Origin of the sequence: Pectobacterium polaris, assembly GCF_002307355.1 — a bacterium.
GTDB lineage: Bacteria > Pseudomonadota > Gammaproteobacteria > Enterobacterales > Enterobacteriaceae > Pectobacterium > Pectobacterium polare.
On the sequence record NZ_CP017481.1, the window covers coordinates 2,433,545 to 2,458,292 of the forward strand.

The window sequence follows — 24,748 nt, forward strand, 5'->3', positions numbered from 1 at the left end:
CGATAGCGGCGTGGCTGTGTTAGCATGATCGCCTCAATAACTCGACTGTTGCGGTATTGATGAGCTATCAGGTTCTTGCCCGTAAGTGGCGTCCCCAAACCTTTACCCATGTTGTCGGTCAGGAGCATGTCCTGACCGCGTTGGCTAACGGCCTTTCCCTAGGCAGAATTCATCACGCGTATTTGTTTTCTGGCACCCGCGGTGTCGGGAAAACGTCGATTGCCCGTTTGCTGGCAAAAGGGCTGAATTGCGAACAGGGCGTGACGGCAACGCCTTGTGGTCAGTGTGATAACTGCCGCGAAATCGAACAGGGCCGTTTTGTCGATTTGATCGAAATCGATGCGGCGTCTCGCACTAAAGTCGAAGACACGCGCGATCTGTTGGATAATGTGCAGTACGCCCCCGCTCGTGGGCGATTCAAGGTGTACTTGATCGACGAAGTGCACATGCTATCGCGCCACAGCTTTAATGCGCTGCTGAAAACGCTGGAAGAACCGCCTCCGCACGTGAAATTCTTGCTGGCGACCACCGATCCGCAAAAACTGCCCGTGACCATTCTGTCGCGCTGCCTGCAATTTCACCTCAAAGCGCTGGATGTCGAACAGATTCGTGCGCATCTGGAACAGGTATTACAGGCAGAAAATCTCGTCAGTGAGCCACGTGCGCTACAGCTTCTGGCTCGTGCTGCTGATGGGAGCTTGCGTGATGCGCTGAGTCTGACCGATCAGGCTATTGCTATGGGGCAAGGGCAGGTGACGACGGATTCCGTCAGCCACATGCTGGGCACGCTGGACGATGAGCAACCGCTAGCACTTATTGAAGCGCTGGCGAAAGGCGATGGGGCACAGGTCATGTCGCTATTAGACCAGGTCGCGGCACGAGGTGTGGACTGGGAATCACTGTTGGTAGAAACTCAGACGCTGTTGCATCGTATTGCGATGGTTCAACTGCTGCCTGCTGCGCTGGGTGATGATTACGCTGCGGTTGAAGCCCGTATGCGCGAGTTGGCACGTGCGCTGCCGCCAGCGGACGTGCAGCTTTACTACCAGACGATGCTCATTGGCCGTAAAGAACTGCCTTTTGCGCCCGATCGCCGCATGGGCGTTGAAATGACGCTACTGAGAGCATTGGCGTTTCACCCCAGCCAGATTATTGCCGAACCTGTGGCACCCGTAAACGCCGCGCCTGTTCAAGCTGCGCGTGCGCCTTCTATTATTCAGCCTTCTCTCCAGACTCCTGCACAGCAGCCTGTTGCCACGACACCGGCGACGGTTCGTGCGCCAATGCCGCAAAGCAGTGAATCTCATGAAGACGTGCCGTCGCCATCTTACTCTTCCGAACCGCCGATGGATGCCTCTGCGTATGCGCCGCCGTTAGGGGAAATGCCTGCGTCAACGGGGTCTGCGGATCAGTATGGTGAGAGCGAGCTGCCTGATGCAACGTCTCAGCTATTACAGGCTCGCAGCCAGCTCCTGCGAAAACAGGGGAGTACGCCACCAAAAAAGGCTGATCCGGCAGCGTCTGACAACACGCGGCCGGCAACCTCAGCGCTGGAGCGATTGGCTTCGGTGACTGAGCGCAGCATTCAACGGCAAAACGCGAAAACCTCTTCCTCCGAACCCAAAAAGCCGGAAGCCTATCGCTGGCGAGCGCAGAATAAAGTCGAAGAAGAGAAGGTCGATGTCGCGACGCCAAAAGCGTTGCGTTCAGCATTAGAGCACGAAAAAACGCCTGAACTGGCGGCACGGCTGGCGGAAGAGTCACTGGAGCGGGATGCATGGGCGGCGGAAATCCATCGCCTGACGTTGCCAAAGCTGGTACAACAGCTGGCACTCAATGCGTTTAAAGAGAGCGAAGAAGCAGGTAAGATCCATCTGCATCTGCGTTCATCCCAGCGGCACCTGAATTCGCCTGCGGCGCAAAAGACGCTGGTGGACGCATTGATGGCTTACTACGGGCATCCTGTAGAATTACTGATTACTGAAGACGACAATCCGGCGGTACGGACGCCGCTGGAGTGGCGTCAGGCTATCTATGAAGAGAAACTGGCGCAGGCGCGTCAGTCAATTCTGGCCGATACAACGATTCAAACGCTGCGGCGTTTCTTTGATGCGGAACTGGACGAAGAAAGTATCCGCCCTGTTTAACCGCTGCGAGTACGCAGCCCGACGTGATAGAGAGAAAACTATGTTTGGTAAAGGTGGAATTGGCAACCTGATGAAGCAAGCCCAGCAGATGCAGGAAAAAATGCAGCAGATGCAGGAAGAAGTTGCGAATCTGGAAGTCACGGGCGAATCGGGTGCAGGTCTGGTGAAAATCACGATCAACGGTGCGCATAACTGCCGCCGTGTTGAGATCGATCCAAGCCTGATGGAAGACGACAAAGAGATGCTGGAAGACCTGATCGCTGCGGCGTTCAACGATGCCGCTCGTCGTATTGCTGAAACGCAGAAAGAGAAAATGGCGTCGGTTTCCAGCGGTATGCAACTGCCGCCGGGCTTCAAGATGCCGTTCTGATGCAGACCAGTCCGCTTCTTGAATCATTGATGGAAGCGCTGCGCTGCCTGCCGGGCGTTGGGCCCAAGTCGGCGCAGCGCATGGCGTTTCAGCTACTGCAACGTAACCGCAGTGGCGGTATGCGTCTGGCGCAGGCGTTGACGCGGGCGATGTCCGAAATCGGTCACTGTAGCGATTGCCGGACATTTACCGAGCAGGACGTTTGTGCGATTTGCTCGAACCCGCGACGCCAGCAAAACGGGCAGATTTGCGTGGTAGAAAGCCCGGCTGATATTCATGCCATTGAACAGACGGGGCAGTTTGCCGGTCGTTACTTCGTTCTGATGGGGCATTTGTCACCGTTGGATGGCATTGGCCCAGACGATATCGGTTTGGGGCGGTTGGAAGAACGTCTGCAAGTGGAATCGATGAGCGAAGTGATTCTGGCGACCAACCCGACGGTAGAAGGTGATGCCACCGCGAATTATATCGCTGAACTGTGCGCACAACACGGTGTGATGGCCAGCCGCATTGCACACGGTGTTCCCGTTGGCGGTGAGCTGGAGATGGTCGATGGCACCACTCTTTCCCATTCACTCGCGGGTCGTCAGCCTTTCCGGTTTTAATCTGTCGGCTGCCAGCATCATTATCTGGCAGCCGCAGTCTTGTTTTCCTCTTTCATCTCACCGTTTTCTTTTTTCGCTGAAATTTACCCCTTGAAATCACCTTGGTTTATCCCCACTTGCTACTTATCGTCAGTTTAATCAGCCTGAATAATATTAGGATTGAGGTAAGCAACAATGAGCATGAAAGGCCAAGAAACTCGCGGGTTCCAGTCCGAAGTTAAGCAACTCCTGCATTTGATGATCCATTCACTCTATTCCAACAAAGAAATCTTTCTGCGTGAATTGATCTCCAACTCCTCCGATGCGGCAGATAAATTACGTTTTCGTGCGCTGTCCGCACCAGAACTGTATGCGGGCGATGGCGACCTGCGCGTGCGCGTGTCTACGGATAAAGAAAAACGTACGCTGACGATTTCTGATAACGGTATCGGCATGAGCCGTGACGAAGTTATTGATAATCTCGGTACGATTGCGAAATCTGGCACCAAGGCTTTTCTGGAATCTATGGGTTCCGATCAGGTTAAAGATAGCCAACTGATTGGTCAGTTCGGTGTCGGTTTTTATTCCGCCTTCATCGTTGCGGATAAAGTGACTGTACGCACCCGTGCTGCAGGTGCAAATGCCGATCAGGGCGTGTACTGGGAATCTGCTGGTGAAGGTGACTACACCATTGCTGACATCACCAAAGACGATCGCGGTACGGAAATCACCTTGCATCTGCGCGAAGGTGAAGACGAATTCCTGGATGATTGGCGTGTGCGTTCCGTCATCAGCAAATATTCCGACCATATTGCGCTGCCGGTAGAAATTGAATCCCGGACTGAAAGCGAAGAAGAAGGCGGTGAATCCACCGTTAGCTGGGAAAAAATTAATAAGGCACAGGCTCTGTGGACGCGCAGTAAATCTGAAGTCAGCGATGAAGAGTACAACGAGTTTTATAAACACATCTCCCATGACTTTACCGATCCGCTGAGCTGGAGCCATAACCGTGTAGAAGGTAAGCAGGAATACACCAGCCTGCTCTACATTCCTGCCCATGCACCGTGGGATATGTGGAACCGCGATCATAAACACGGCCTGAAATTGTACGTTCAGCGCGTCTTTATTATGGATGACGCCGAGCAGTTCATGCCGAACTATCTGCGTTTTGTTCGCGGCCTGATTGATTCCAACGATCTGCCGTTGAACGTTTCCCGCGAGATTTTGCAGGATAGCCGTGTGACGCAGAACTTGCGTAATGCGCTGACTAAACGCGTGCTGCAAATGCTGGATAAACTGGCGAAAGACGACGCAGAAAAATACCAGACGTTCTGGCAACAATTTGGTCTGGTGCTGAAAGAAGGCCCAGCGGAAGATGGCAGCAACCGAGAAGCGATCGCGAAACTGCTGCGCTTTGCTACCACGCAATCCGACAGCTCCGCACAGACGGTATCGCTGGAAGATTACGTTAGCCGGATGGTGGAAGGTCAGGACAAGATCTACTACATCACCGCAGATAGCTATGCGGCGGCGAAGAGCAGCCCACATCTGGAGCTGTTCCGTAAGAAAGGTATCGAGGTATTGCTGTTGTCCGAACGTATTGACGAATGGATGATGAGCTACCTGACCGAATTCGACGGTAAATCCTTCCAGTCGGTCAGCAAAGCGGACGATACGCTGGATAAACTGGCTGACGAAGAAAACGATGCGCAGAAAGAAGCACAGAAAGCGCTGGAGCCGTTTGTTGAGCGTGTGAAAACGCTGCTGGGCGAGCGCGTTAAAGATGTGCGTTTCACCTACCGTTTGACCGATACGCCTGCGATTGTCGTGACGGATGCGGACGAGATGAGCACGCAGATGGCGAAACTGTTCGCTGCGGCAGGCCAGCAAGCACCGGAAGTGAAGTACATTTTTGAACTGAACCCGGAACACGCGTTAATTAAACGTGCGGCTGACGTTTCTGATGACGCTGAGTTTGGCGAGTGGGTCGAACTGCTGCTGGATCAGGCTCTGCTGGCTGAACGCGGTACGCTGGACGATCCGAACCTGTTCATCCGCCGTATGAATCAGCTGTTAAGTGCCTGATATTGATGTCCTCTAGACCCCGGTGCCAACCGGGGTCTTCCCCCCGATTTTACGTTTCCATCCGTTATTGGGCGTTTCTTCGTCTACACTGAATGGCAACATTGGGCAGACGGCAAACCGTATTTTTAGGTATCTTGCTTTTTTTCATCTGCCTGCGCGTTGCTGAAGCGAGCCCGTTCCTTGAGCATAAGCGTCTGGAATGGTATGGTTTAGCGTTTTTCAAATTTATTTTATAAATATTACATAGCAAGGGGATTTACGCGATGCGTATTATTCTGCTGGGCGCTCCGGGCGCAGGCAAAGGTACTCAGGCTCAATTCATCATGGAGAAATACGGTATTCCGCAGATTTCCACGGGTGACATGCTGCGTGCAGCGGTAAAAGCGGGTACTGAATTGGGCAAGCAGGCTAAAGAAATCATGGACGCAGGTAAACTGGTCACTGATGAACTGGTCATTGCTCTGGTTAAAGAGCGCATCGCCCAGGAGGATTGCCGTAACGGTTTTCTGTTGGATGGCTTCCCACGCACCATTCCACAAGCTGATGCGATGAAAGATGCAGGCATCAATGTGGATTACGTTATCGAATTTGCAGTTCCTGACGAACTGATCATCGATCGTATCATTGGCCGTCGCGTTCATGCGGCGTCCGGTCGTGTCTATCATGTAAAATTCAATCCGCCTAAAGTTGAAGGCAAAGACGACGTGACGGGCGAAGAGCTGAGCATTCGTAAGGACGATCAGGAAGATACCGTTCGCAAGCGTCTGGTTGAGTACCATCAGCAGACTGCACCACTGGTTTCTTACTATCAGAAAGAAGCTGATGCAGGTAATACGCGCTATTTCAAAGTGGAAGGTACGCGTAAAGTAGAAGAAGTTCGCGCAGAGCTGGAAACCATTCTGGGCTAATTTTTCTAAGCGAATCATACTCCGCTATCTGAATGCCAGACGATCGTCTGGCATTTTTTCGTTCTGAGATCCTCATTGGCTTTGTTTCCTCTATTGATAGCATCGGCGTTATCCCTGCTATCTACCCGTATTTGTTTAGCTTTTTTTCGCTACAATATACCCGTCATACTTCAAGCTGCATGTTCGTTGGCTTCTCTTGCTCACCCTAGTCACTTACTTGAGTAAGCTCCTAGGGATTCGTGCGGTTGCCGCCTGCCTGCAACTCGAATTATTTAGGGTATGAAAATTTGATGTTACGCACTGGTGGGCTGAGAGAAAGCCTGCTTCTCCATAAAAGGAAGACGGCGATGAAACAAGAGAAATACGGCGTGCTGATGGTGAACTTAGGGACACCCGATGCCCCGACGCCGCAGGCGGTGAGGCGCTATCTGGCGGAGTTTCTAAGCGACCGGCGCGTGGTGGATACGCCGCGCCTGCTATGGTGGCCGCTGCTGCGCGGTATCATCCTGCCAACCCGCTCACCGCGAGTGGCGAAGCTCTATCAGTCGGTCTGGATGGAAGAGGGATCGCCGCTGTTGGTGATTAGCCGCCGACAGCAGCAGGCACTGGCTGCGCGCATGCCGGAAACGCCCGTGGAGCTGGGAATGAGTTATGGCACGCCAAGCCTACGTTCAGCGCTGGATAAGTTACTGGCGCAGGGTGTCACGCAACTGGTGGTCTTGCCGATGTATCCGCAATATTCCTGCTCAACGACCGCTGCTGTGTGGGATGGATTAGCGGCACAGCTGCGTGATAATCGTCAGTTGCCTGCGATTCGCTTTATCCGTGATTACGCCGAACATCCTGCTTATATTGCGGCATTGAAGCACCGTGTCGAGCAGTCTTTTGCTGAACACGGCGAACCCGACAGATTAGTGATCTCCTATCACGGCATCCCCGAGCGGTATGCCAATGAAGGGGATGACTATCCACAACGCTGTCGGGCGACGACAGAGGCGCTAATTGCCGCACTGGGGCTGCCGGAAGGCAAAATAATGATGACCTTCCAGTCGCGTTTTGGCCGTGAACCCTGGCTGACGCCATATACGGATGAAACCATGCAGGGGCTGCCTGCGCAGGGAATCAAACATATTCAGATTATGTGCCCCGGTTTTTCCGCTGACTGTCTGGAAACGTTGGAGGAGATTCAGGAACAGAACCGTGAAATCTTCCTGCATGCAGGCGGAGAGGCATTCCACTATATTCCTGCACTCAATGACGATCCGCTGCACATTGATCTGCTGGAACAGCTAGTGAGTAAAGCCGAGTAGGGAACAACGGTTTTTTGTCTGGCGACGTTTTCAGGCATATCGATATCGCACAGCGTAAAAAAAATGGCGGGCCAAATAGGCCCGCCATTTTTGTCTCTAACGTGTAGCCATTTAGATAGGGCACGCCTGAGGTGCTGGTGGAATGTCATCCAGCTTCAACAGTGTGATCATGCTATTGGCGATTTCCCGCTCACCCATTACCACCTCATTGGCGCCGTGTTCGGTAATGTAGCTGACTTCATCGTCATAGTGCGCACGAGCGATAATCTCCAGATCGGCACGCTTCTCACGAGCTGCCGCGACGATTTCTCCCGCCTCATAGCCGTTCGGAATCGTCAGTAATAACCAACGAGCGCAGTCCAGACGCGCAATATCCATGATTTCAGGCTTGGTGGCGTTACCCAATACGGCTTTAATTCCCTGTTCACGTAGTGCGTCAACACGTGTACGCGAATTCTCAATCACGACCACGGGAATCCCTGCCTGATGCAGCTTGGCGCCAATCAGGCTACCAACGCGACCATAGCCGACCAGCAGCGCGTGGTTGCACATATCGACAGGAATTTGTTTCTCTTCCTCAATCGCTTCTTCTACGATCTGCTCTTCTATTGTTTCGTTCTTCGCCAGATAGCGTTCCAGCAGCGTAAACAGCAGCGGGTTTATCATGATGGAGAGAATGGCACCGGCCAGTACCAAATTCCGTCCTTCTTCGGACAGCAGCCCCAGCACAATACCGAGTCCGGCCAAAATAAAGGCAAATTCACCGATCTGCGCCAGACTGGCGGAAATCGTTAATGCTGTACGCTTGGAGTGACCAAAGAGTCGAACCAGCACGAAAGCGGCGGCTGACTTACCGAATACGATAATCGCCAGCGTGATCAGCACGGAAATCGGGTCGTTCAGCAGGATCATCGGATCAAACAGCATACCGACGGAAACGAAGAACAGTACGGCGAAGGCATCGCGCAGCGGCAGCGTGTCGTGTGCCGCACGCTGGCTGAGTTCAGATTCGTTCAATACCACGCCGGCGAAGAATGCGCCCAGTGCAAAGGAGACATCAAACAGCTTCACCGCGCCAAAAGCGATACCCAGTGCCATGGCTAACACCGCCAGCGTGAAAAGCTCGCGTGAGCCGGTGCTGGCGCTTTTTGCCAATACCCACGGCACCAGACGGCGACCGACTACAATCATCAGGGTAATAAACGCAATCACTTTACCGATAGTCCAGGCTAAATCGGCCAGCAGTTTGCTGGTGTCGGCATGCTCAGCGCCGATCATGTCGCCGAAGGCCGGTAGGAGAACCAGCGTAAGGACCATCGCCAGATCTTCCACAATCAGCCAACCGATGGCGATTTGACCACGCTGACTATCAATAAGCTGGCGTTCTTCCAACGCGCGTAACAGTACCACGGTACTGGCGGTGGACAGGCAGAGGCCAAAAACCAGGCCGCTCGCCAGGCTCCAACCCAGCATGGTGGATAACCCCATTCCAAGTAGCGTTGCCACGGCAATCTGGGCTATCGCACCGGGAATGGCGATGGACTTTACCGCCATGAGATCTTTCAGCGAGAAGTGCAGGCCAACGCCAAACATCAGCAGGATGACGCCAAGTTCCGCGAGTTCTGATGCCAGTGAAGTATCGGCAACGAAACCGGGTGTAAAAGGACCGACAAGAACGCCTGCGGCAAGGTAACCAACAAGGGGAGAGATACGCAGGCGGTGTGCCAGAATACCAAGGAGGAAGGCAAGAACCAGCCCCCCAGCGATAGTAGAAATTAGCGGTGTTGCAGCATGCATCCCAACTCCTTGTGCCATAGGTGAAACGTAATTGAGCGGATTTACCCTTCTTGCTTTGAAGTTACAGCGTGGTTAGCAGCGCTTACGTACCCTTATGACTTTTATTATGTACCGAAAAGCGTATTGGGATTCGTTCGTTTGCTGTTTGGCTGCAACGCCAATTACTCTGGGTATAGATAAATTCTATTGCATATAGCGAAATGTTGCTTGGATAAAAGTGGTATTTTATGAAAAATATCAGTTTCTCCAGTTAAAGGTAGTCTAACACAGATTTAGGGATGGTTTCTCGCGATAAGCGTTGATAAACATGCGTAATTATTCTGATAGCATGATGTTATGGACTGTAATGCCCTACGGCTTTCCCGTGTATTCAGCGGAATGGTTTTATCCACTGACGTAGAACCCCAGAAAATAGGGGATAAACGGTGTGTCGCTGGGTTATTCCGATGAAGTATCTATATTAGCAAGAGTTCGTGACGGCGTGACGACAGTGGCAAGTCAGCGTGATATCACTCTCGCTGCTATACCTAATCTGATTTTGTTGGCTACCGCACATTGCTGACGGACCGCGTGAATGCGCCTCGCGCATTGTTCATCTTGCTGTGCTAATTTGTGTGGTGAATTTCTCAGTGGTTCCACTGGGTCTTTAAAATAAACGGAGATTTATCATGCGCTTTTCAGTAAAAGCTCTGGGATGTGCGATGGCGGTATCGCTCGCGCTAACACCTGTAATGTCAATGGCTTGGGAAAAAGACAAAACATACGCCATCACTATTTTGCATACCAATGACCATCACGGTCACTTCTGGCATAACGACCACGGTGAATATGGGCTAGCGGCGCAAAAAACGCTGGTCGATCAGATCCGTCAGGAAGTGGCGAGTAAAGGTGGCAGCGTACTGCTGCTTTCCGGTGGTGATATTAATACCGGTGTGCCTGAGTCCGATTTGCAGGATGCAGAACCAGATTTCCGTGGTATGAACATGGTCGGCTATGATGCAATGGCACTTGGCAACCACGAATTTGATAATCCGCTGTCTGTCCTGCGTCAGCAGGAGAAATGGGCGAAATTCCCGCTGTTATCAGCCAATATCTACCAAAAAAGCACCAATCAGCGCTTATTTAAGCCTTATGCCCTGTTCGACAAGCAAGGTGTAAAAATCGCGGTTATCGGCCTGACAACGGACGATACGGCCAAATTAGGCAATCCTGAGTATTTTACCGATATCGAATTCCGTAATCCTTCGACAGAAGCGAAGCAGGTTGTTGAGCAATTGCGGAAGAGCGAAAAGCCGGATGTGATTATTGCCGCGACGCACATGGGACACTATGACGACGGTAATCACGGTTCTAATGCGCCGGGTGATGTGGAAATGGCGCGTAGCCTGCCTGCTGGATATCTGGACATGATTGTCGGCGGCCACTCGCAGGATCCGGTCTGTATGGCGCAGGAAAATAAAAAACAGGTGGATTATGTGCCGGGCACGCCTTGTGCACCCGATCGTCAGAACGGCACCTGGATTGTTCAGGCACATGAGTGGGGTAAATATGTCGGTCGTGCTGATTTCACATTCCGCAATGGTGAATTGAAACTTGAGCATTACCAGCTGATTCCGATCAACCTGAAGAAAAAGGTAGAGAAAGACGGCAAGACCGAGCGTGTTTTCTATACGCATGAAATCACGCAGGATGCTGACGTTATGAAAATGCTGACGCCGTTCCAGGAGAAAGGGCAGGCGCAGCTGGGCATCAAGATCGGTAGCGTGAAAGGCAAGCTGGAAGGCGATCGCAATCAGGTGCGTTTCCGTCAGACCAATCTGGCGCACTTGCTGCTGTCGGCGCAGCTTGAACGTGCTGGGGCTGATTTTGCCATCATGAGCGGCGGTGGAGTACGCGACTCGATCGAATCCGGTGATATCACCTATAAAGATGTACTGAAGGTTCAGCCGTTCGCCAACACGCTGGTTTATGTGGATATGAAAGGCAGCGACGTTGAGAAGTATCTGGCCGTAGCCGCCAATAAAAAGGTGGATTCTGGTGCCTATGCGCAATTCCTTAACGTCAGCCTGGCGGCAGACGGGCAGGGTGTGCAGAACGTGAAAATCAAAGGTGAGCCGTTGCAGGCAGATAAAGTTTACCGTATGGCAACGCTGAACTTTAATGCGATGGGTGGCGATGGTTATCCGCGTCTTGATAATCTGCCGAGCTATGTGAACACCGGTTTTGTCGACGCTGAAGTGCTGAAGCAGTATATCGAGAAGCATTCTCCGCTGGATGCGGAAGCCTACGCGCCGAAAGGCGAGATTGTTTATAAGTAACAAATTAACAAATCGTGATGGCGGTTTTTGTCTCTTCACTGATGACATAAACCGCCATTTTTTTTGGGTGTTATTCTGAGATGCCGTGCCGCATTTAAACCTTTAATTCCCAAAACGGATTAAATCTAATTTGCTGATTTAATTGATTAAATAATCTTATGTTTAGTAAAGTGCTTTAAAATAACCGACCTGCCAAATACACGATACTCCTGATACACCCTAACTAACGGAGTAGTCGGTACTATGAAAAACGTAAATATTGAAATCAACGTCTGTGGCAGCACGGGAAAATCAACATGTGCTGTTAATCCCCCTATTCAAGTTGATTCCCATACTTGCTGCCATTCAGACAATGGCGGTGGTCAGGAGCCCGGTGTTTCTGGCGTTGCCTCCGTATTTGGGCGCACCAGTGTCGTAACCGCACAGCCCGGCGACTATACGGCCGATCAGATCACTGAAACTGCCACCAGAAAATTTGCCACGCCGGATGAGAAAGCAGTCTGGAATGCAAAGCAGGATGCATTAATTTCTGGCACCACTATCCGCACGCTCTTTGGTCAGCCGCTGCTGGGTAGCGGTGATATCTCACTGACACCAGCGCAAATGGGCGTTGCGGCCACAGATCACACGCACACTACAGCGGACATCACCGACTACACGCAAAAAACGAAGCAGCTAATTCATTCCTCGCTAGAAGCCGGAGCGGGCGTGACGCTGAGCTATAACCCAGCGAATGAGAAAACCATTATCAGTGCTGTTGGTGGTTCCGGCGGCAATTCTGGCTATATCGTTGCCGATCGTCAGGGCGCAACGGGAGGGCAAAACCATGTGTTCAACATTCGTCCACAAAATACATTTAATCTCGCGGCGTATGCGCTGAAAGAAGAAGCGGGGGCGGTAAATCAGGCTTACGTTGCTGATGATTTCGGTGCATCCAGTAAAGCAAATTATGATGCAACGGATGATGTTATTTTTGATGGTACGGTAAATTTATATCGCGGCGAGACTTACTCATTAATTAGTGATAATGCGTTTTACTCATCACAAATCAGGACTGGTGGTGAGTTGATATCAATTAATGCAGTAAAAAAAACGGCAATACCTAAAATGACGTCAAATAGCCAAGACGGCTATACCGTCTCCGCATCTACATCGATTCTGCCCAATTTCCCTCCATACCGAGCATTTGATGGCATTACGCAAACAACGGCTCCGGGTGATTGTTGGGCATCAGAAAACGTTCTGAATTCAACTAACCCGCAGTGGCTACGAGTTGATTTTCAAAAGCCAATGATGATTGGTTCATATATGATAAAAAATAGAGGAGCAAAAAACAGAACGCTAGTAGATTTTACAACGCCGAAAACGTGGGAATTACAGGCTAGCAATGACGGAAATTCATGGAAAACAATGCATTCCGTTATTAATGATATCAATACTGAAACTGCGGGTGAAAGATTTTTTACTATCCCCAATCCCGAATATTTCACGTCATATAGATTATTTGTCACTCTAACTAATGGGAATGGGATCTCAGTGACAATAGGCGAGTTTCAGCTATATTCACAAAATAGTGTTTTGATTAAATCCCGCTCAAACGACTGGTATTCATCACGTTCTGGAGTACTATCTGTAGTACCTGAGCCGCATGACGCGAATGACTTTTTAATGTCTGGGTTTGATTCATCGGGTGAAATTCAGAACTCGCAACTAAACGATCTCATGCCGATAAAAATATTTTCAGCTAACGAAATCGATGTGGAAACACTATATACACCATACTCACAAATCGTTATTCAAAAATCACTGACGTCTGCTGTGTGGTCACAAATCAATGCCGCAACGCTAACCGCAACGCAGACGGGCAACGGCAAGGTACGTGTCGCTGTGACGCGGGATTTGGTGAACTGGCATGTCTTGCGGAACGGGATGTGGGTTGATGTTGGGGCGCTGTCAGCCGATACCGCAGGCGCAGAAGCTCTGATTGCGGACGGTATGACGCCAGCCGAGCTCGGCGGTATTACGGCGGCGCAGTGGACGCAGCTGTTCTCATCCAATAACGGCGTGCCGGACTCACTCGCGTTTGCATTTGCGTTTGATATCACCGATTCAGAGACAGACGTTGCGACCATTGACCGACTGGTGCTGAACGTCAACGATGCTTCCAGCTGGAAAGCGCAGTCACCTGCAGAAGTGGAAATCCGCTGGCGCACGGACAGCGTGACATTCCGTACTGCGACGGCAGGTAATTACAAACTGGCGTACCAGGTTCCATAACTCTTCGCCCGATGACCTATTTCAATGGCCGCGTATATCGCGGCTTTTTTATTCTGAATTTTACAGAACATGAAGCAGTAAGTTATTAAAGCACTTTAGAATAATGTTTATAACAAATAAGTGATACTCCCTATGCCCTTTATTAACGGAGTCATCAACGCCATGAAAGACATTAATATTGAAATCAATGTTTGTGACAGTACAGGCAAAGCGACATGTACCGTTCATCCTCCTGTTCAGGTCAATCCCCATACTTGCTGTCATTCAGATAATGGTGGTGGTCAAGAACCCGGTATTTCGGGTGTGGCCTCCGTATTCGGGCGTACCGGTATTGTGACTGCACAACCCGGCGACTATACCGCCGATCAGATCACCGAAACGGCTACCAGAAAATTTGCCTCGCCGGATGAAAAAGCAATCTGGAATGCAAAGCAAGACGCATTAATTTCTGGCACCACTATCCGCACGCTCTTTGGCCAATCGCTGCTGGGTAGCGGTGATCTCTCACTGACGCCAGCGCAAATGGGTGTTGCGGCCGCAGATCACACACACACCACAGCAGACATCACCGACTACACGAAAAAAACGAAACAGCTTATCTATTCCTCGCTGGAAGCGGGGCGGGCGTGACACTGAGCTATAATGCAGTGAGCGAAAAAACGATTATCAGTGCTGCTGGTGGTTCTGGCAGCGGCAGTTCGGGTTATATCGTCGCCGAGCGTCAGGGCACAACGGCGGGGCAAAATCATGTGTTTAGCATTCGCCCACAAAATACATTTAATCTCGCGGCGTATGCGCTGAAAGAAGAAGCCGGTGCAGCAAATCAGACTTATGTTGTTGATGATTTTAATGCGTCGAGTGAGCCGAATTACAACGCGACGAATGCGGTTATTTTTGATAGTGCGTTAAAAGCATATGTGGGTGAAATTTATTCACTTAACGCTGATGGTGATTTTTATTCATCAAGAATTAAAGCGGACGGCAGATCTATATCAATATTTCAGCCTGAAGATAGCATCGTTCCAGTAATGACATCAAATTCAAACTTGTTAGGATACACCGTATCTGCTTCATCTGAGTGGGGAGTGACATCAAATCCAGCATGGAAAGCATTTGACAGAAAAAATAATGGCACTGACTGCTGGGCAACTCAAAATGTAGTTAATGCAGCTTCGCCTGGGTGGTTAAAAATAACATTGCCAAGTGTATCATCAGTAGATTCTTATACGATAAAAAATCGATATAGCGGTATTCAGGGAAATCCACGCACATGGGAATTTCAAGGGAGTAATGATAATGGTAAAACATGGGATACATTACATTCTGTAGCTAATGATACGAATAATTCCGCTGGTGTTGTTCGTAACTTTAAATTACCAGTAGTAGCGAATTATTCATCCTATAGGTTATGGATCACTGAACAAAATGGAGGCAGTTTTTGTACTATCGGTGAATTTGAACTGTTCTCTCGTACACCATTTCTTATTCGATCTAACGATAGTTGGTATACCATTCAAAATGGTGTGCTAACACTTGTCTCGCCACCGTCAGAGTCAGAAGACTTCCATAAAAATGGATTTTCTAATTCTGGTTTTATCGGCAGTGATCAAATGCGAGGGTTGTTACCTGTTCAAATTGTTAGTAACTCAGCATCTAGGGTGGCGACCTTATATTCGCCCGACTCCCAGATTGCAGTTGATAAATTGTTGGTATCTGCTGGCTCATGGTCACAAATCAATGCCGCAACGCTAACCGCAACGCAGACGGGCAACGGCAAGGTACGTGTCGCTGTGACGCGGGATTTGGTGAACTGGCATGTCTTGCGGAACGGGATGTGGGTTGATGTGGGGGCGCTGTCAGCCGATACCGCAGGCGCAGAAGCACTGATTGCTGATGGTATGACGCCAGCCGAGCTCGGCGGTATTACTGCGGCGCAGTGGACGCAGCTGTTCTCATCCAATAACGGCGTGCCGGACTCACTCGCGTTTGCGTTTGCACTCGATATCACTGACCCGGTCACCGACGTAGCGACCATTGACCGGCTGGTGCTGAACGTCAACGATGCTTCCAGCTGGAAAGTACAGTCACCTGCGGAAGTGGAAATCCGTTGGCGCACGGACAGCGTGACATTCCTCACTGCGACGGCAGGTAATTACAAACTGGCGTATCAGGTTCCATAACTCTTCGCCCGATGACCTATTTCAATAGCCGCGTATATCGCGGCTTTTTTATTCTGAATTTTACAGAACATGAAGCAGTAAGTTATTAAAGCACTTTAGAATAATGTTTATAACAAATAAGTGATACTCCCTATGCCCTTTATTAACGGAGTCATCAACGCCATGAAAGACATTAATATTGAAATCAATGTTTGTGACAGTACAGGCAAAGTGACATGTACCGTTCATCCTCCTATTCAGGTTAATCCCCATACTTGCTGTCATTCAGATAATGGTGGTGGTCAAGAACCCGGTGTTTCGGGTGTGGCCTCCGTATTCGGGCGTACTGGTATCGTGATTGCACAATCCGGCGACTATACCGCCGATCAGATCACCGAAACCGCCACCAGAAAATTTGCCTCGCCGGATGAAAAAGCAATCTGGAACGCAAAGCAGGCTGAATTAATTTCTGGCACCACCATCCGCACGCTCTTTGGTCAATCGCTGCTGGGCAGCGGTGATATCTCACTGACGCCAGCGCAAATGGGGGTTGCGGCCGCAGATCACACTCACACCACTGCGGACATCACCGACTACACGCAAAAAACGAAACAGCTTATCCATTCCTCGCTGGAAGCGGGGGCGGGCGTGACGCTGAGTTATAACCCTGTGAATGAGAAAACCATTATCAGTGCTGTTGGTGGTTCCGGCGGCAATTCTGGCTATATCGTCGCCGATCGTCAGGGCGCAACGGCAGGGCAAAACCACGCGTTCAACATTCGTCCACAAAATACATTTAATCTCGCGGCGTATGCGCTGAAAGAAGAAGCCGGTGCAGCAAATCAGACTTACGTTGTTGATGATTTCGGCGCATCCAGTAAAGATAATTATGATACAACGGATGATGTTATTTTTGATGGAGGGGTACACCAAGATAGTAGCGTGTATTCAGAAATGTTAGAGCAGAGAGGCGGGTTTTATTATTCAGAAGTAAAAAATGGGTATCATTCTTTCGATATTAGTGTTGTAACGGATTCCATAATCCCAAAAATGACATCTGATAACGTTCCAGCTGGATATATCGCAAGTGCCAGCAGTTATAATACGGCAGCATATAACGCATATTACAGTTTTGATGGCGTAACTGAAACAAATCAGAAAGCATGGATTTCTAATGCCCGCCCGACCGAACAAGCACCACAATGGTTACGTATAGATTTACCGAATAAACTTCCAGTTTCTGGATATACTATTTTCTCTAGATTTATTGATTCATATGGTAATAATGTTGCCTCAGTCAGAGATTTCATTTTTCAAGGCAGTGATGATGGAATTGATTGGCATGATTTGCATAAGGTAACGAATGATACGAGAAATGACACTCGAGTTATTAAATCATTTAAGTTAGATAAAATTGTTGCATATCAACATTACAGACTGTTTATCTCCAGTGTTAACGGCACTCAAAATTTTATTGTAATTGCAGAACTTAAGTTATCCCCTCCTGAAAGTAAATTTGTCATGCGCTATGCTGATAAATTTTACACTGTCGTAAATGGAACACTCAGTGAGATAACGGATACTGTTACACCTGAGTTGATTGATGAAATTGGGGTTTCATCCGCATCTCTTAGCGGAGATGATGCTCAAAATGTAGAAATTGTTAGCAATAACAGAGCATTAATTAAGTATGCATACAAATTAATGCCTCAAGTTATTATTCAAAAATCACTGACGTCTGCTGTGTGGTCAAAAATCAATACCGCAACGCTAACCGCCAAGGGTAAAGTGCGTGTCGCTGTGACGCGGGATCTGGTGAACTGGCATGTCTTGCGAAACGGAGCGTGGGTTGATGTAGGGGCGCTGTCAGCCGATACCGCAGGTGCAGAAGCACTGATTGCGGGTGGTATGACGCCAGCCGATCTTGGCGGTATTACAGCGGCACAGTGGGCGCAGCTGTTTTCATCCAATAACGGCGTGCCGGATTCACTCGCGTTTGCGTTTGCGCTTGATATCACCGATCCAGAGACAGACGTTGCGACCATTGATCGACTGGTGCTGAACGTCAACGATGCTTCCAGTTGGAAAGTACAGTCACCTGCGGAAGTGGAAATCCGCTGGCGCACGGACAGCGTGACATTCCGCACTATGGCGGCAGGTAATTACAAACTGGCGTATCAGATTCCATAACTCTTCGCCCGATGACCTATTTCAATAGCCGCGTATATCGCGGCTTTTTTCTAAATTTTACAGAGCATGAAGAGGTAAGTTATTAAATTTCTTTAAAATAGTATTTATAAAAAACAAATAATACTCCCTATGCATGAACTATGAAGAGAGGGCTCTAGGAGTCCGAACTTAGTACGCCCCTCAATCTGGCAGAGAATAGCAGGGAAACTCTTATCGAACTCTACCGCGTCAATATCGATCCAGTTGGCATGTTAGAGCTGATTAATACAAGTAATAACCTCGTCGGATTAGAAACTACGTCATTAATATTGCCCGTTCTGCAAAAAAAAGCGTCAATAGAACTGGGCATATTCGGGCGTGTCTCAATGATTAATGAATTACGCACCATCACTTATAACGACGAAATCGATTTTAACGGCGAACACAAGTTCGTGTATTAGTACACCAGGAGAAAACAAATGGCTAATTTACCTGAATCGCCAGAATGGACAGCAGGCGTTTATCAAATAGAGCGTAACGACCCCGTTGGCGGTGGACCGGATGGTACTGCGAATAAACCGTTAAGAGACCTGGCAAATAGAACGCGCTGGTTGTATCAGAAATTCAACACAGCCTTTGATGGTCTGGGGTGGATTCAATTAGGGATATGGGAGATAGGTCTGGAAATCTCATTGCCGACCCAGATTGTGAACTATCAGGGTTCATGGTATCGCTACGCAGGTAATCTTGATGAACCTCATGTTATCTCTGTGGCATCCCCGGATGATGATGGCAACTGGATTAACGTTAACATTGGCGATGTGGCGTTACGAAGCGAGCTGGCCGCACCTACAGGGTTTTTAATGGTCGGTGGCCTGCAAGTCATTCGTCTCACATTGGCCAATGCAAAAACATTTGAGCGGTTTATTGATGGCCAGCGCGTTTATTTAACGGATGTCGGTTATACATTTGTGTATAACTCATCGCGAAATATTATCCCCGGTCATGCAGGCTCGGAAATCACATCTGACGATGAACTGCATAAGTTAGTCTCGAATAGTGGGATGTTAGAGTTTGACGATTACGGCAAACTAAATGAGTTAGAAAATCTCAGCTATACACAATATCAAGCTAAGCTGCGGACTAATAAACCCATCAAAATGATCAGTTATGGAGACAGCATCACATGGGCGCAAGGACCAGGAGGCGGGCAAATGTCTATGACGTACCCCGCTATGATAGCAGAGGTGATGTCGTCATTAACGCAGTCAGTATGGACGTCTCAGAATCAGGCGCATGCAGGGGATACAGCATTAGTCCACTATATCCGAACGATTAATGATGGTTTGGACGGTGATATTTCAACAATTATGTTGGGCATCAATGATATTAAAGCCGCAACCAATAACGGCAATGTGCCCGAAAATGTAGACGGCGATTCTCTCTATAGCGGTAAAAATTTTTCTGTAGTCATGCGTAAGTTTGTCGCGAGAGAATTGTTACGTCGCCGATGTGTAGTATTGCTGGGCACTACACAGTTTGTCGGTGGTGCAAATATCTCTCCGATGGGTAATCTGACAGAGGGTTATGTTTCATGGGTATATGACTCAGCGGTTAAATCGGTCGCGAATGAATTCGGATGTATGTTTATTGATACCAAGCGGGACGTTATTCGGCAGTATGGTTTGAGCGAATCGGCGTTCGATGGTGTTCATCTACGTGAAGAATTCTTATCGATAATGGGTAAGAAGCTGGCCGCTGTCTTTATGCAACAGGATTACAAAAGACCGTGCGTCATGCGGCAGGGTTCTGTAGTCCTTCCTCACATATTTTATGCCCCTGTATCGTCTAACGTTACATTGAAGAGGAACGAATTTACTAACGGCACCTCACCGCCTTTTCTCGGTGCTGCTGACGATCCAGAGGCTGTCGGGGTTATGTTACCCAACGACCCAGTTGGCGGGAGCGTAACAATCGCGGTTTATATCAAGGACGATAATTCATTAATTTTTCCGTCATTTCATGCAAAAGGCCCGTGGATGGTTGACATGATTCTGAATAATGGCGCACGTCAGCCGTTGTATCCGTCAAATGTTGAAATCCCTACCATTTTACAAGACCCAGACTACATTGTTTCTAGGCGTTCGATTTCGGGTGACACATCAAAAAACCGGGCTACTGAGCGATTTTCTCAACTCGCAACCGCAGGCTATTTGCATGTGACAACGGCGGGGTGGCACATGATTACATTCGCATCAGGACAGAATGCTGGGCCTGTGTCATTAGAGGGGCTGGTCTGCGATAGCTGGTCTAACGTTAAAAATAATGACATCAACGGCGGGGTGGTGGGGACGTTGTTCAGAAGGGGTTCTAGCAACACGGTTACTGGTTTCGTTACAGGATGCACAACTGAAGCTGTTGGCCAATTCAATGTAAGCATGGCCAATCTCGTTACTGATAACTATAGAGTTGACGTGGAATATACAGAAGACGCATCGTTCATCATCCATAGAGTGGTATTTAAGACGACGAACTCGTTCAGGATTCTGTTTTATAATGCGGCGAATGCACTCATCAATCCGACGTCGTTCAGAGTTACAGTCATCGGCGGTCGCTAGAAATCTGTAATTCCTTTTCTGTATGTGAAATAAATCTATCTGTAATTTATCTCGCCTGGCCGCGAACGTCGCGGCCTTTTCGTTTATACCGCCCAATTTATCCCCAGCCACTCACTGCGTCATTCTAACCGCTTAGCTCGCTATTCTGCCGCCTACCCAAATACCCGCCCCACGCGCGTACGCGATGGCGTAATGTGCCGCCACTATTTTCCTTTATCTGAAATACGCGATAACCCGCGTTATCGCACGACGCATTACCAGGGTTTATTTTTCTACAGCTAACAAAATCAAACGATTGTGATTTTTAATTGAAGGATGTCTTATGAAGAGCAACGCCATTCTTAAACACATCCCTTGGATGATTCTTGGAATCATCGGGGCTGCTTGCCTCGGCGTAGTCGCACTACGTCGCGGTGAGCATATTAGTGCATTATGGATTATTGTTGCTTCTGTCGCCGTTTACCTCGTGGCTTATCGATACTACAGCCTGTATATCGCACAAAAAGTCATGCAGTTAGATCCGACCAGAGCAACTCCTGCCGTTGTGAATAACGACGGTCTTAACTATGTGCCGACGAACCGTAACGTCTTGTTCGGGCACCACTTTGCCGCTATCGCAGGTGCAGGTCCGCTGGTTGGGCCGGTACTGGCTGCGCAGGTCGGCTACTTACCGGGCACCTTATGGTTGCTGGGCGGCGTGGTGTTGGCCGGTGCCGTGCAGGATTTCATGGTCCTGTTTATTTCGACCCGTCGTAACGGCGCGTCATTAGGCGAAATCGTTAAGAAAGAATTAGGCCCAGTCCCGGGTACGATTGCGCTGTTCGGCTGCTTCCTTATTATGATCATCATTCTTGCCGTACTGGCGCTGATCGTGGTGAAAGCACTGGCAGAAAGTCCGTGGGGCGTCTTTACCGTATGTTCTACGGTGCCGATCGCGCTGTTTATGGGCGTCTACATGCGCTTCATCCGTCCGGGTAAAGTCGGTGAAATCTCGGTGATCGGGATCGTGCTGCTGGTGCTGGCAATTTGGTTTGGTGGCGTAGTGGCACATGACCCGTACTGGGGCCCGGCGCTGACCTTCAAAGATACGACCATCACCTATACGCTGATTGGCTATGCTTTTGTGTCCGCACTGCTGCCAGTATGGTTGATTCTGGCACCGCGTGACTATCTGGCAACCTTCCTGAAAATTGGTGTCATCGTCGGTCTGGCGATTGGTATCGTGATTCTGAATCCCGATCTGAAAATGCCAGCGGTAACGCAGTTTGTGGATGGCACCGGTCCGGTCTGGAAAGGTACGCTGTTCCCGTTCCTGTTTATTACTATCGCCTGTGGCGCGGTGTCTGGTTTCCACGCGCTGATTGCTTCCGGTACTACGCCGAAATTGATGGCTAACGAAAACGATGCGCGTTTCATCGGTTACGGCGCCATGCTGATGGAGTCTTTCGTGGCGGTGATGGCGCTGGTTGCGGCGTCTATCATCGAACCGGGTCTGTACTTTGCGATGAATACCCCGCCAGCGGCGTTGGGTATTACGATGCCGGATCTGCACCGTCTGGGCACAGCCGATGCGCCGATGATTCTGGCACAGCTGCAGGACGTATCCGCACACGCGGCGGCGACCGTTAGCTCTTGGGGCTTCGTGATTTCTCCAGAGCAGATTCTGCAAACGGCGAAAGACATCGGTGAACCTTCCGTTCTGAACCGTGCAGGCGGTGCACCAACACTGGCTGTCGGTATCGCACACGTGTTCCACCAGATCATTCCTGGTGCCAACATGGGCTTCTGGTATCACTTCGGTATTCTGTTTGAAGCGCTGTTCATTCTGACAGCACTGGATGCGGGTACGCGTGCGGGCCGCTTCATGCTGCAAGACCTGTTGGGTAACTTCGTTCCGTTCCTGAAGAAAACCGACTCTCTGATTGCCGGTATGATCGGTACGGCTGGCTGCGTTGGTCTGTGGGGCTACCTGCTGTATCAAGGCGTGGTTGATCCGCTGGGCGGCGTGAAGAGCCTGTGGCCGTTGTTCGGTATCTCTAACCAGATGCTGGCTGCGGTAGCGCTGGTGCTGGGTACGGTTATCCTGATTAAGATGAAACGTACGCAGTACATCTGGGTAACGCTGGTTCCGGCGATTTGGCTGTTGATCTGTACTACTTGGGCGCTGGGTCTGAAATTGTTCAGCGACAATCCTCAGTTGGAAGGCTTCTTCTACATGGCGAACATGTTCAAGGGCAAAATTGCGGAAGGCGGTGCTGAACTGAGCGCGCAGCAGATTTCTAACATGAACCATATCGTGACTAACAACTATACCAACGCCGGTCTGAGCATTCTGTTCCTGATCGTGGTGTACAGCATTATTGCGTACGGTATTAAAGCGGCACTGGCTGCACGTAAAGTGGCTGAACGTACCGATCAGGAAACCCCGTATGTTCCGGTTCCTGAAGGTGGCGTGAAAGTCTCTTCCGGCCACTAAGTGATTCGCGCCCGTCAGATTTTGCGAGACAGCTAGCAAGGCTGAACGTGAAAGATGACGGGTACAGATACCCTGTATAATGTATAACGTTATACAGGGTATTTTTTATCTAGCCGCTATTGCAGGCGATGGTCTGGAGGTAATGATGTTTGGCAATCTGGGAAAAGCAGGAAAATATTTGGGCCAGGCGGCGCGTATGCTGGTCGGTATGCCAGATTATGATACCTATGTGCAGCATATGCAGACTAATCACCCGGATAAACCTGCGATGACGTACGAAGAATTCTTCCGTGAACGCCAGCAGGCGCGTTACGGCGGAGACGGCAAAGGCGGGATGCGTTGCTGTTAACGACTTGGGACCTGTTATGACTCAACCTTTATCCTCTGATGTGACGAAACCCGTGTATGTCACTATTCTGACCGGGTTTCTCGGCGCAGGAAAAACGACTTTATTACGGCATATCCTGAATGCCGATCATGGCTACAAGATTGCCGTGATTGAAAACGAATTCGGTGAAGTCCCGATTGATAATTCGCTAATCGGCGAACGTGCCAGCCAGATTACGACGCTGAGCAACGGCTGCATCTGCTGTACGCAGTCCAATGAGCTGGCCGATGCGCTGCTCGATCTGATTGATGGCGTGGATAACGGCACGTTGGATTTCGATCATGTCATCATTGAATGCACCGGTATGGCCGATCCGGGGCCGGTAGCGCAGACCTTCTTCTCGCATGAAGTTATCTGTGAACGCTTTGTTCTGGACGGGATTATCACGCTGGTGGATGCAGTACATGCGCAGCAACAGCTCGATCAGTTCACTATCGCTCAGTCGCAGATTGGCTATGCCGATCGCATACTGCTAACCAAAACCGACGTGGCAAGCGAAGACGAAACGCTGCTACCGCGTCTTCAGCGCATCAATGCGCGTGCACCGATCTATCCTGTGGTACATGGCGATATCGATCTGAGCGTGCTGTTTAACATCGATGGCTTTGTCCTCAGTGACAAGCTGGACGTGAAAACGCCCGTATTTCGCTTTGTTGCTCCTACGCAAAATAACGTGCAATCGATTGTTGTGTATCTCGAGAAGGCGGTTGAGCTTCAGTCTGTTTCCGATGTGATGGAAAACCTGCTGCTGCAATTCTCCGACAATCTGCTGCGTTATAAAGGCATTCTGGCCATCAACGGTGATGACCGTCGCCTGCTGTTTCAGGGCGTTCAGCGCTTGTACAGCGCCGACTGGGACAGAGAATGGCACGTTGATGAAGAAAGAAAGAGCGTGCTGGTATTTATCGGTGTGGATTTACCTGAACAGGAAATCCGTGACGCTTTCGCTCGCCTGACGGCATAACGCCCTTTATCTTCTCTGTGCTGGTCGCTCAGGCCAGCACCATTTCCCTCGATCTTACTTTCTTTTACCTCACTTGATCTGCTTACGCGACGCACTGCCTGACAGGTGCGATCTCTGTCATTAGTAGATCAGCAAAATGTGAATCGTGCAATTGCACGAAAAAATTCCTACCTTATTG

General features: G+C 49.7%; 14 protein-coding genes and 1 pseudogene. 14 read left to right on the forward strand and 1 reads right to left on the reverse strand.

What is annotated here, in order from left to right:
- Positions 1–59: 59 nt before the first annotated feature.
- The 6 genes from dnaX to hemH all read left to right on the forward strand — a co-directional run bounded on the left by dnaX (position 60) and on the right by hemH (position 7,404).
- Complete coding sequence (gene dnaX, locus BJJ97_RS10995) at positions 60–2,147, forward strand: DNA polymerase III subunit gamma/tau (RefSeq protein ID WP_095993954.1); 2,088 nt, start codon at positions 60–62, stop codon at positions 2,145–2,147.
- Between the two features lie 40 nt (positions 2,148–2,187).
- A complete protein-coding gene (locus BJJ97_RS11000; protein ID WP_005976112.1) occupies positions 2,188–2,517 on the forward strand; it encodes a YbaB/EbfC family nucleoid-associated protein in 330 nt (109 codons plus the stop codon).
- Entirely contained in the window at positions 2,517–3,122 is a 606-nt protein-coding gene (recR, locus tag BJJ97_RS11005) for a recombination mediator RecR (protein ID WP_039487881.1), read from the forward strand. The genes BJJ97_RS11000 and recR overlap by 1 nt, the downstream gene beginning before the upstream one ends.
- A gap of 180 nt (positions 3,123–3,302) precedes the next feature.
- Entirely contained in the window at positions 3,303–5,186 is a 1,884-nt protein-coding gene (gene htpG / locus BJJ97_RS11010; protein ID WP_174868970.1) for a molecular chaperone HtpG, read from the forward strand.
- A gap of 263 nt (positions 5,187–5,449) precedes the next feature.
- The gene (gene adk, locus BJJ97_RS11015; protein WP_039487885.1) at positions 5,450–6,094 is read left to right on the forward strand and encodes an adenylate kinase; all 645 of its coding nucleotides are present in this window, start codon (positions 5,450–5,452) and stop codon (positions 6,092–6,094) included.
- 347 nt (positions 6,095–6,441) lie between these two features.
- Positions 6,442–7,404 (forward strand): ferrochelatase, encoded by a 963-nt coding sequence (gene hemH / locus BJJ97_RS11020; protein WP_125460903.1) that lies wholly within the window; start codon positions 6,442–6,444, stop codon positions 7,402–7,404.
- A gap of 111 nt (positions 7,405–7,515) precedes the next feature.
- On the opposite strand, the gene ybaL is transcribed toward hemH, so the two are convergent.
- A complete protein-coding gene (gene ybaL / locus BJJ97_RS11025; RefSeq protein WP_095993957.1) occupies positions 7,516–9,201 on the reverse strand; it encodes a YbaL family putative K(+) efflux transporter in 1,686 nt (561 codons plus the stop codon).
- Between the two features lie 668 nt (positions 9,202–9,869).
- On the opposite strand from ybaL, the gene ushA reads away from it, so the two are divergent.
- From ushA to yjiA, 8 genes and pseudogenes are all read left to right on the forward strand, one after another.
- A complete protein-coding gene (gene ushA, locus BJJ97_RS11030) occupies positions 9,870–11,519 on the forward strand; it encodes a bifunctional UDP-sugar hydrolase/5'-nucleotidase UshA (protein WP_095993958.1) in 1,650 nt (549 codons plus the stop codon).
- 243 nt (positions 11,520–11,762) lie between these two features.
- Complete coding sequence (locus tag BJJ97_RS11035; protein WP_095993959.1) at positions 11,763–13,796, forward strand: discoidin domain-containing protein; 2,034 nt, start codon at positions 11,763–11,765, stop codon at positions 13,794–13,796.
- Between the two features lie 162 nt (positions 13,797–13,958).
- Positions 13,959–15,976: pseudogene (locus BJJ97_RS11040) on the forward strand (discoidin domain-containing protein).
- Between the two features lie 162 nt (positions 15,977–16,138).
- On the forward strand, positions 16,139–18,145 hold the full coding sequence (locus tag BJJ97_RS11045; protein ID WP_095993960.1) for a discoidin domain-containing protein: 2,007 nt from the start codon (positions 16,139–16,141) through the stop codon (positions 18,143–18,145).
- A 458-nt stretch (positions 18,146–18,603) separates the two neighbouring features.
- Entirely contained in the window at positions 18,604–20,742 is a 2,139-nt protein-coding gene (locus BJJ97_RS11050) for an SGNH/GDSL hydrolase family protein (RefSeq protein ID WP_095993961.1), read from the forward strand.
- Between the two features lie 322 nt (positions 20,743–21,064).
- Positions 21,065–23,218: a carbon starvation CstA family protein gene (locus tag BJJ97_RS11055; RefSeq protein ID WP_095993962.1), complete on the forward strand. Its 2,154-nt coding sequence runs from the start codon at positions 21,065–21,067 to the stop codon at positions 23,216–23,218.
- A gap of 145 nt (positions 23,219–23,363) precedes the next feature.
- Entirely contained in the window at positions 23,364–23,567 is a 204-nt protein-coding gene (locus BJJ97_RS11060; protein ID WP_005976130.1) for a YbdD/YjiX family protein, read from the forward strand.
- A gap of 16 nt (positions 23,568–23,583) precedes the next feature.
- Positions 23,584–24,570, forward strand: coding sequence for a GTPase (yjiA, locus tag BJJ97_RS11065; protein ID WP_095993963.1), 987 nt, complete (start codon positions 23,584–23,586; stop codon positions 24,568–24,570).
- The last annotated feature ends 178 nt before the right edge of the window (positions 24,571–24,748 follow it).

Coding starts and splice junctions, on each gene's coding strand:
- BJJ97_RS11045 (WP_095993960.1), top strand. CDS start 16,139: ATGAAAGACATTAATATTGAAATCAATGTTTGTGACAGTACAGGCAAA.
- yjiA (WP_095993963.1), top strand. CDS start 23,584: ATGACTCAACCTTTATCCTCTGATGTGACGAAACCCGTGTATGTCACT.
- adk (WP_039487885.1), top strand. CDS start 5,450: ATGCGTATTATTCTGCTGGGCGCTCCGGGCGCAGGCAAAGGTACTCAG.
- ybaL (WP_095993957.1), bottom strand. CDS start 9,201: ATGCATGCTGCAACACCGCTAATTTCTACTATCGCTGGGGGGCTGGTT.
- BJJ97_RS11055 (WP_095993962.1), top strand. CDS start 21,065: ATGAAGAGCAACGCCATTCTTAAACACATCCCTTGGATGATTCTTGGA.
- BJJ97_RS11050 (WP_095993961.1), top strand. CDS start 18,604: ATGGCTAATTTACCTGAATCGCCAGAATGGACAGCAGGCGTTTATCAA.
- hemH (WP_125460903.1), top strand. CDS start 6,442: ATGAAACAAGAGAAATACGGCGTGCTGATGGTGAACTTAGGGACACCC.
- recR (WP_039487881.1), top strand. CDS start 2,517: ATGCAGACCAGTCCGCTTCTTGAATCATTGATGGAAGCGCTGCGCTGC.
- BJJ97_RS11035 (WP_095993959.1), top strand. CDS start 11,763: ATGAAAAACGTAAATATTGAAATCAACGTCTGTGGCAGCACGGGAAAA.
- BJJ97_RS11000 (WP_005976112.1), top strand. CDS start 2,188: ATGTTTGGTAAAGGTGGAATTGGCAACCTGATGAAGCAAGCCCAGCAG.
- dnaX (WP_095993954.1), top strand. CDS start 60: ATGAGCTATCAGGTTCTTGCCCGTAAGTGGCGTCCCCAAACCTTTACC.
- BJJ97_RS11060 (WP_005976130.1), top strand. CDS start 23,364: ATGTTTGGCAATCTGGGAAAAGCAGGAAAATATTTGGGCCAGGCGGCG.
- ushA (WP_095993958.1), top strand. CDS start 9,870: ATGCGCTTTTCAGTAAAAGCTCTGGGATGTGCGATGGCGGTATCGCTC.
- htpG (WP_174868970.1), top strand. CDS start 3,303: ATGAAAGGCCAAGAAACTCGCGGGTTCCAGTCCGAAGTTAAGCAACTC.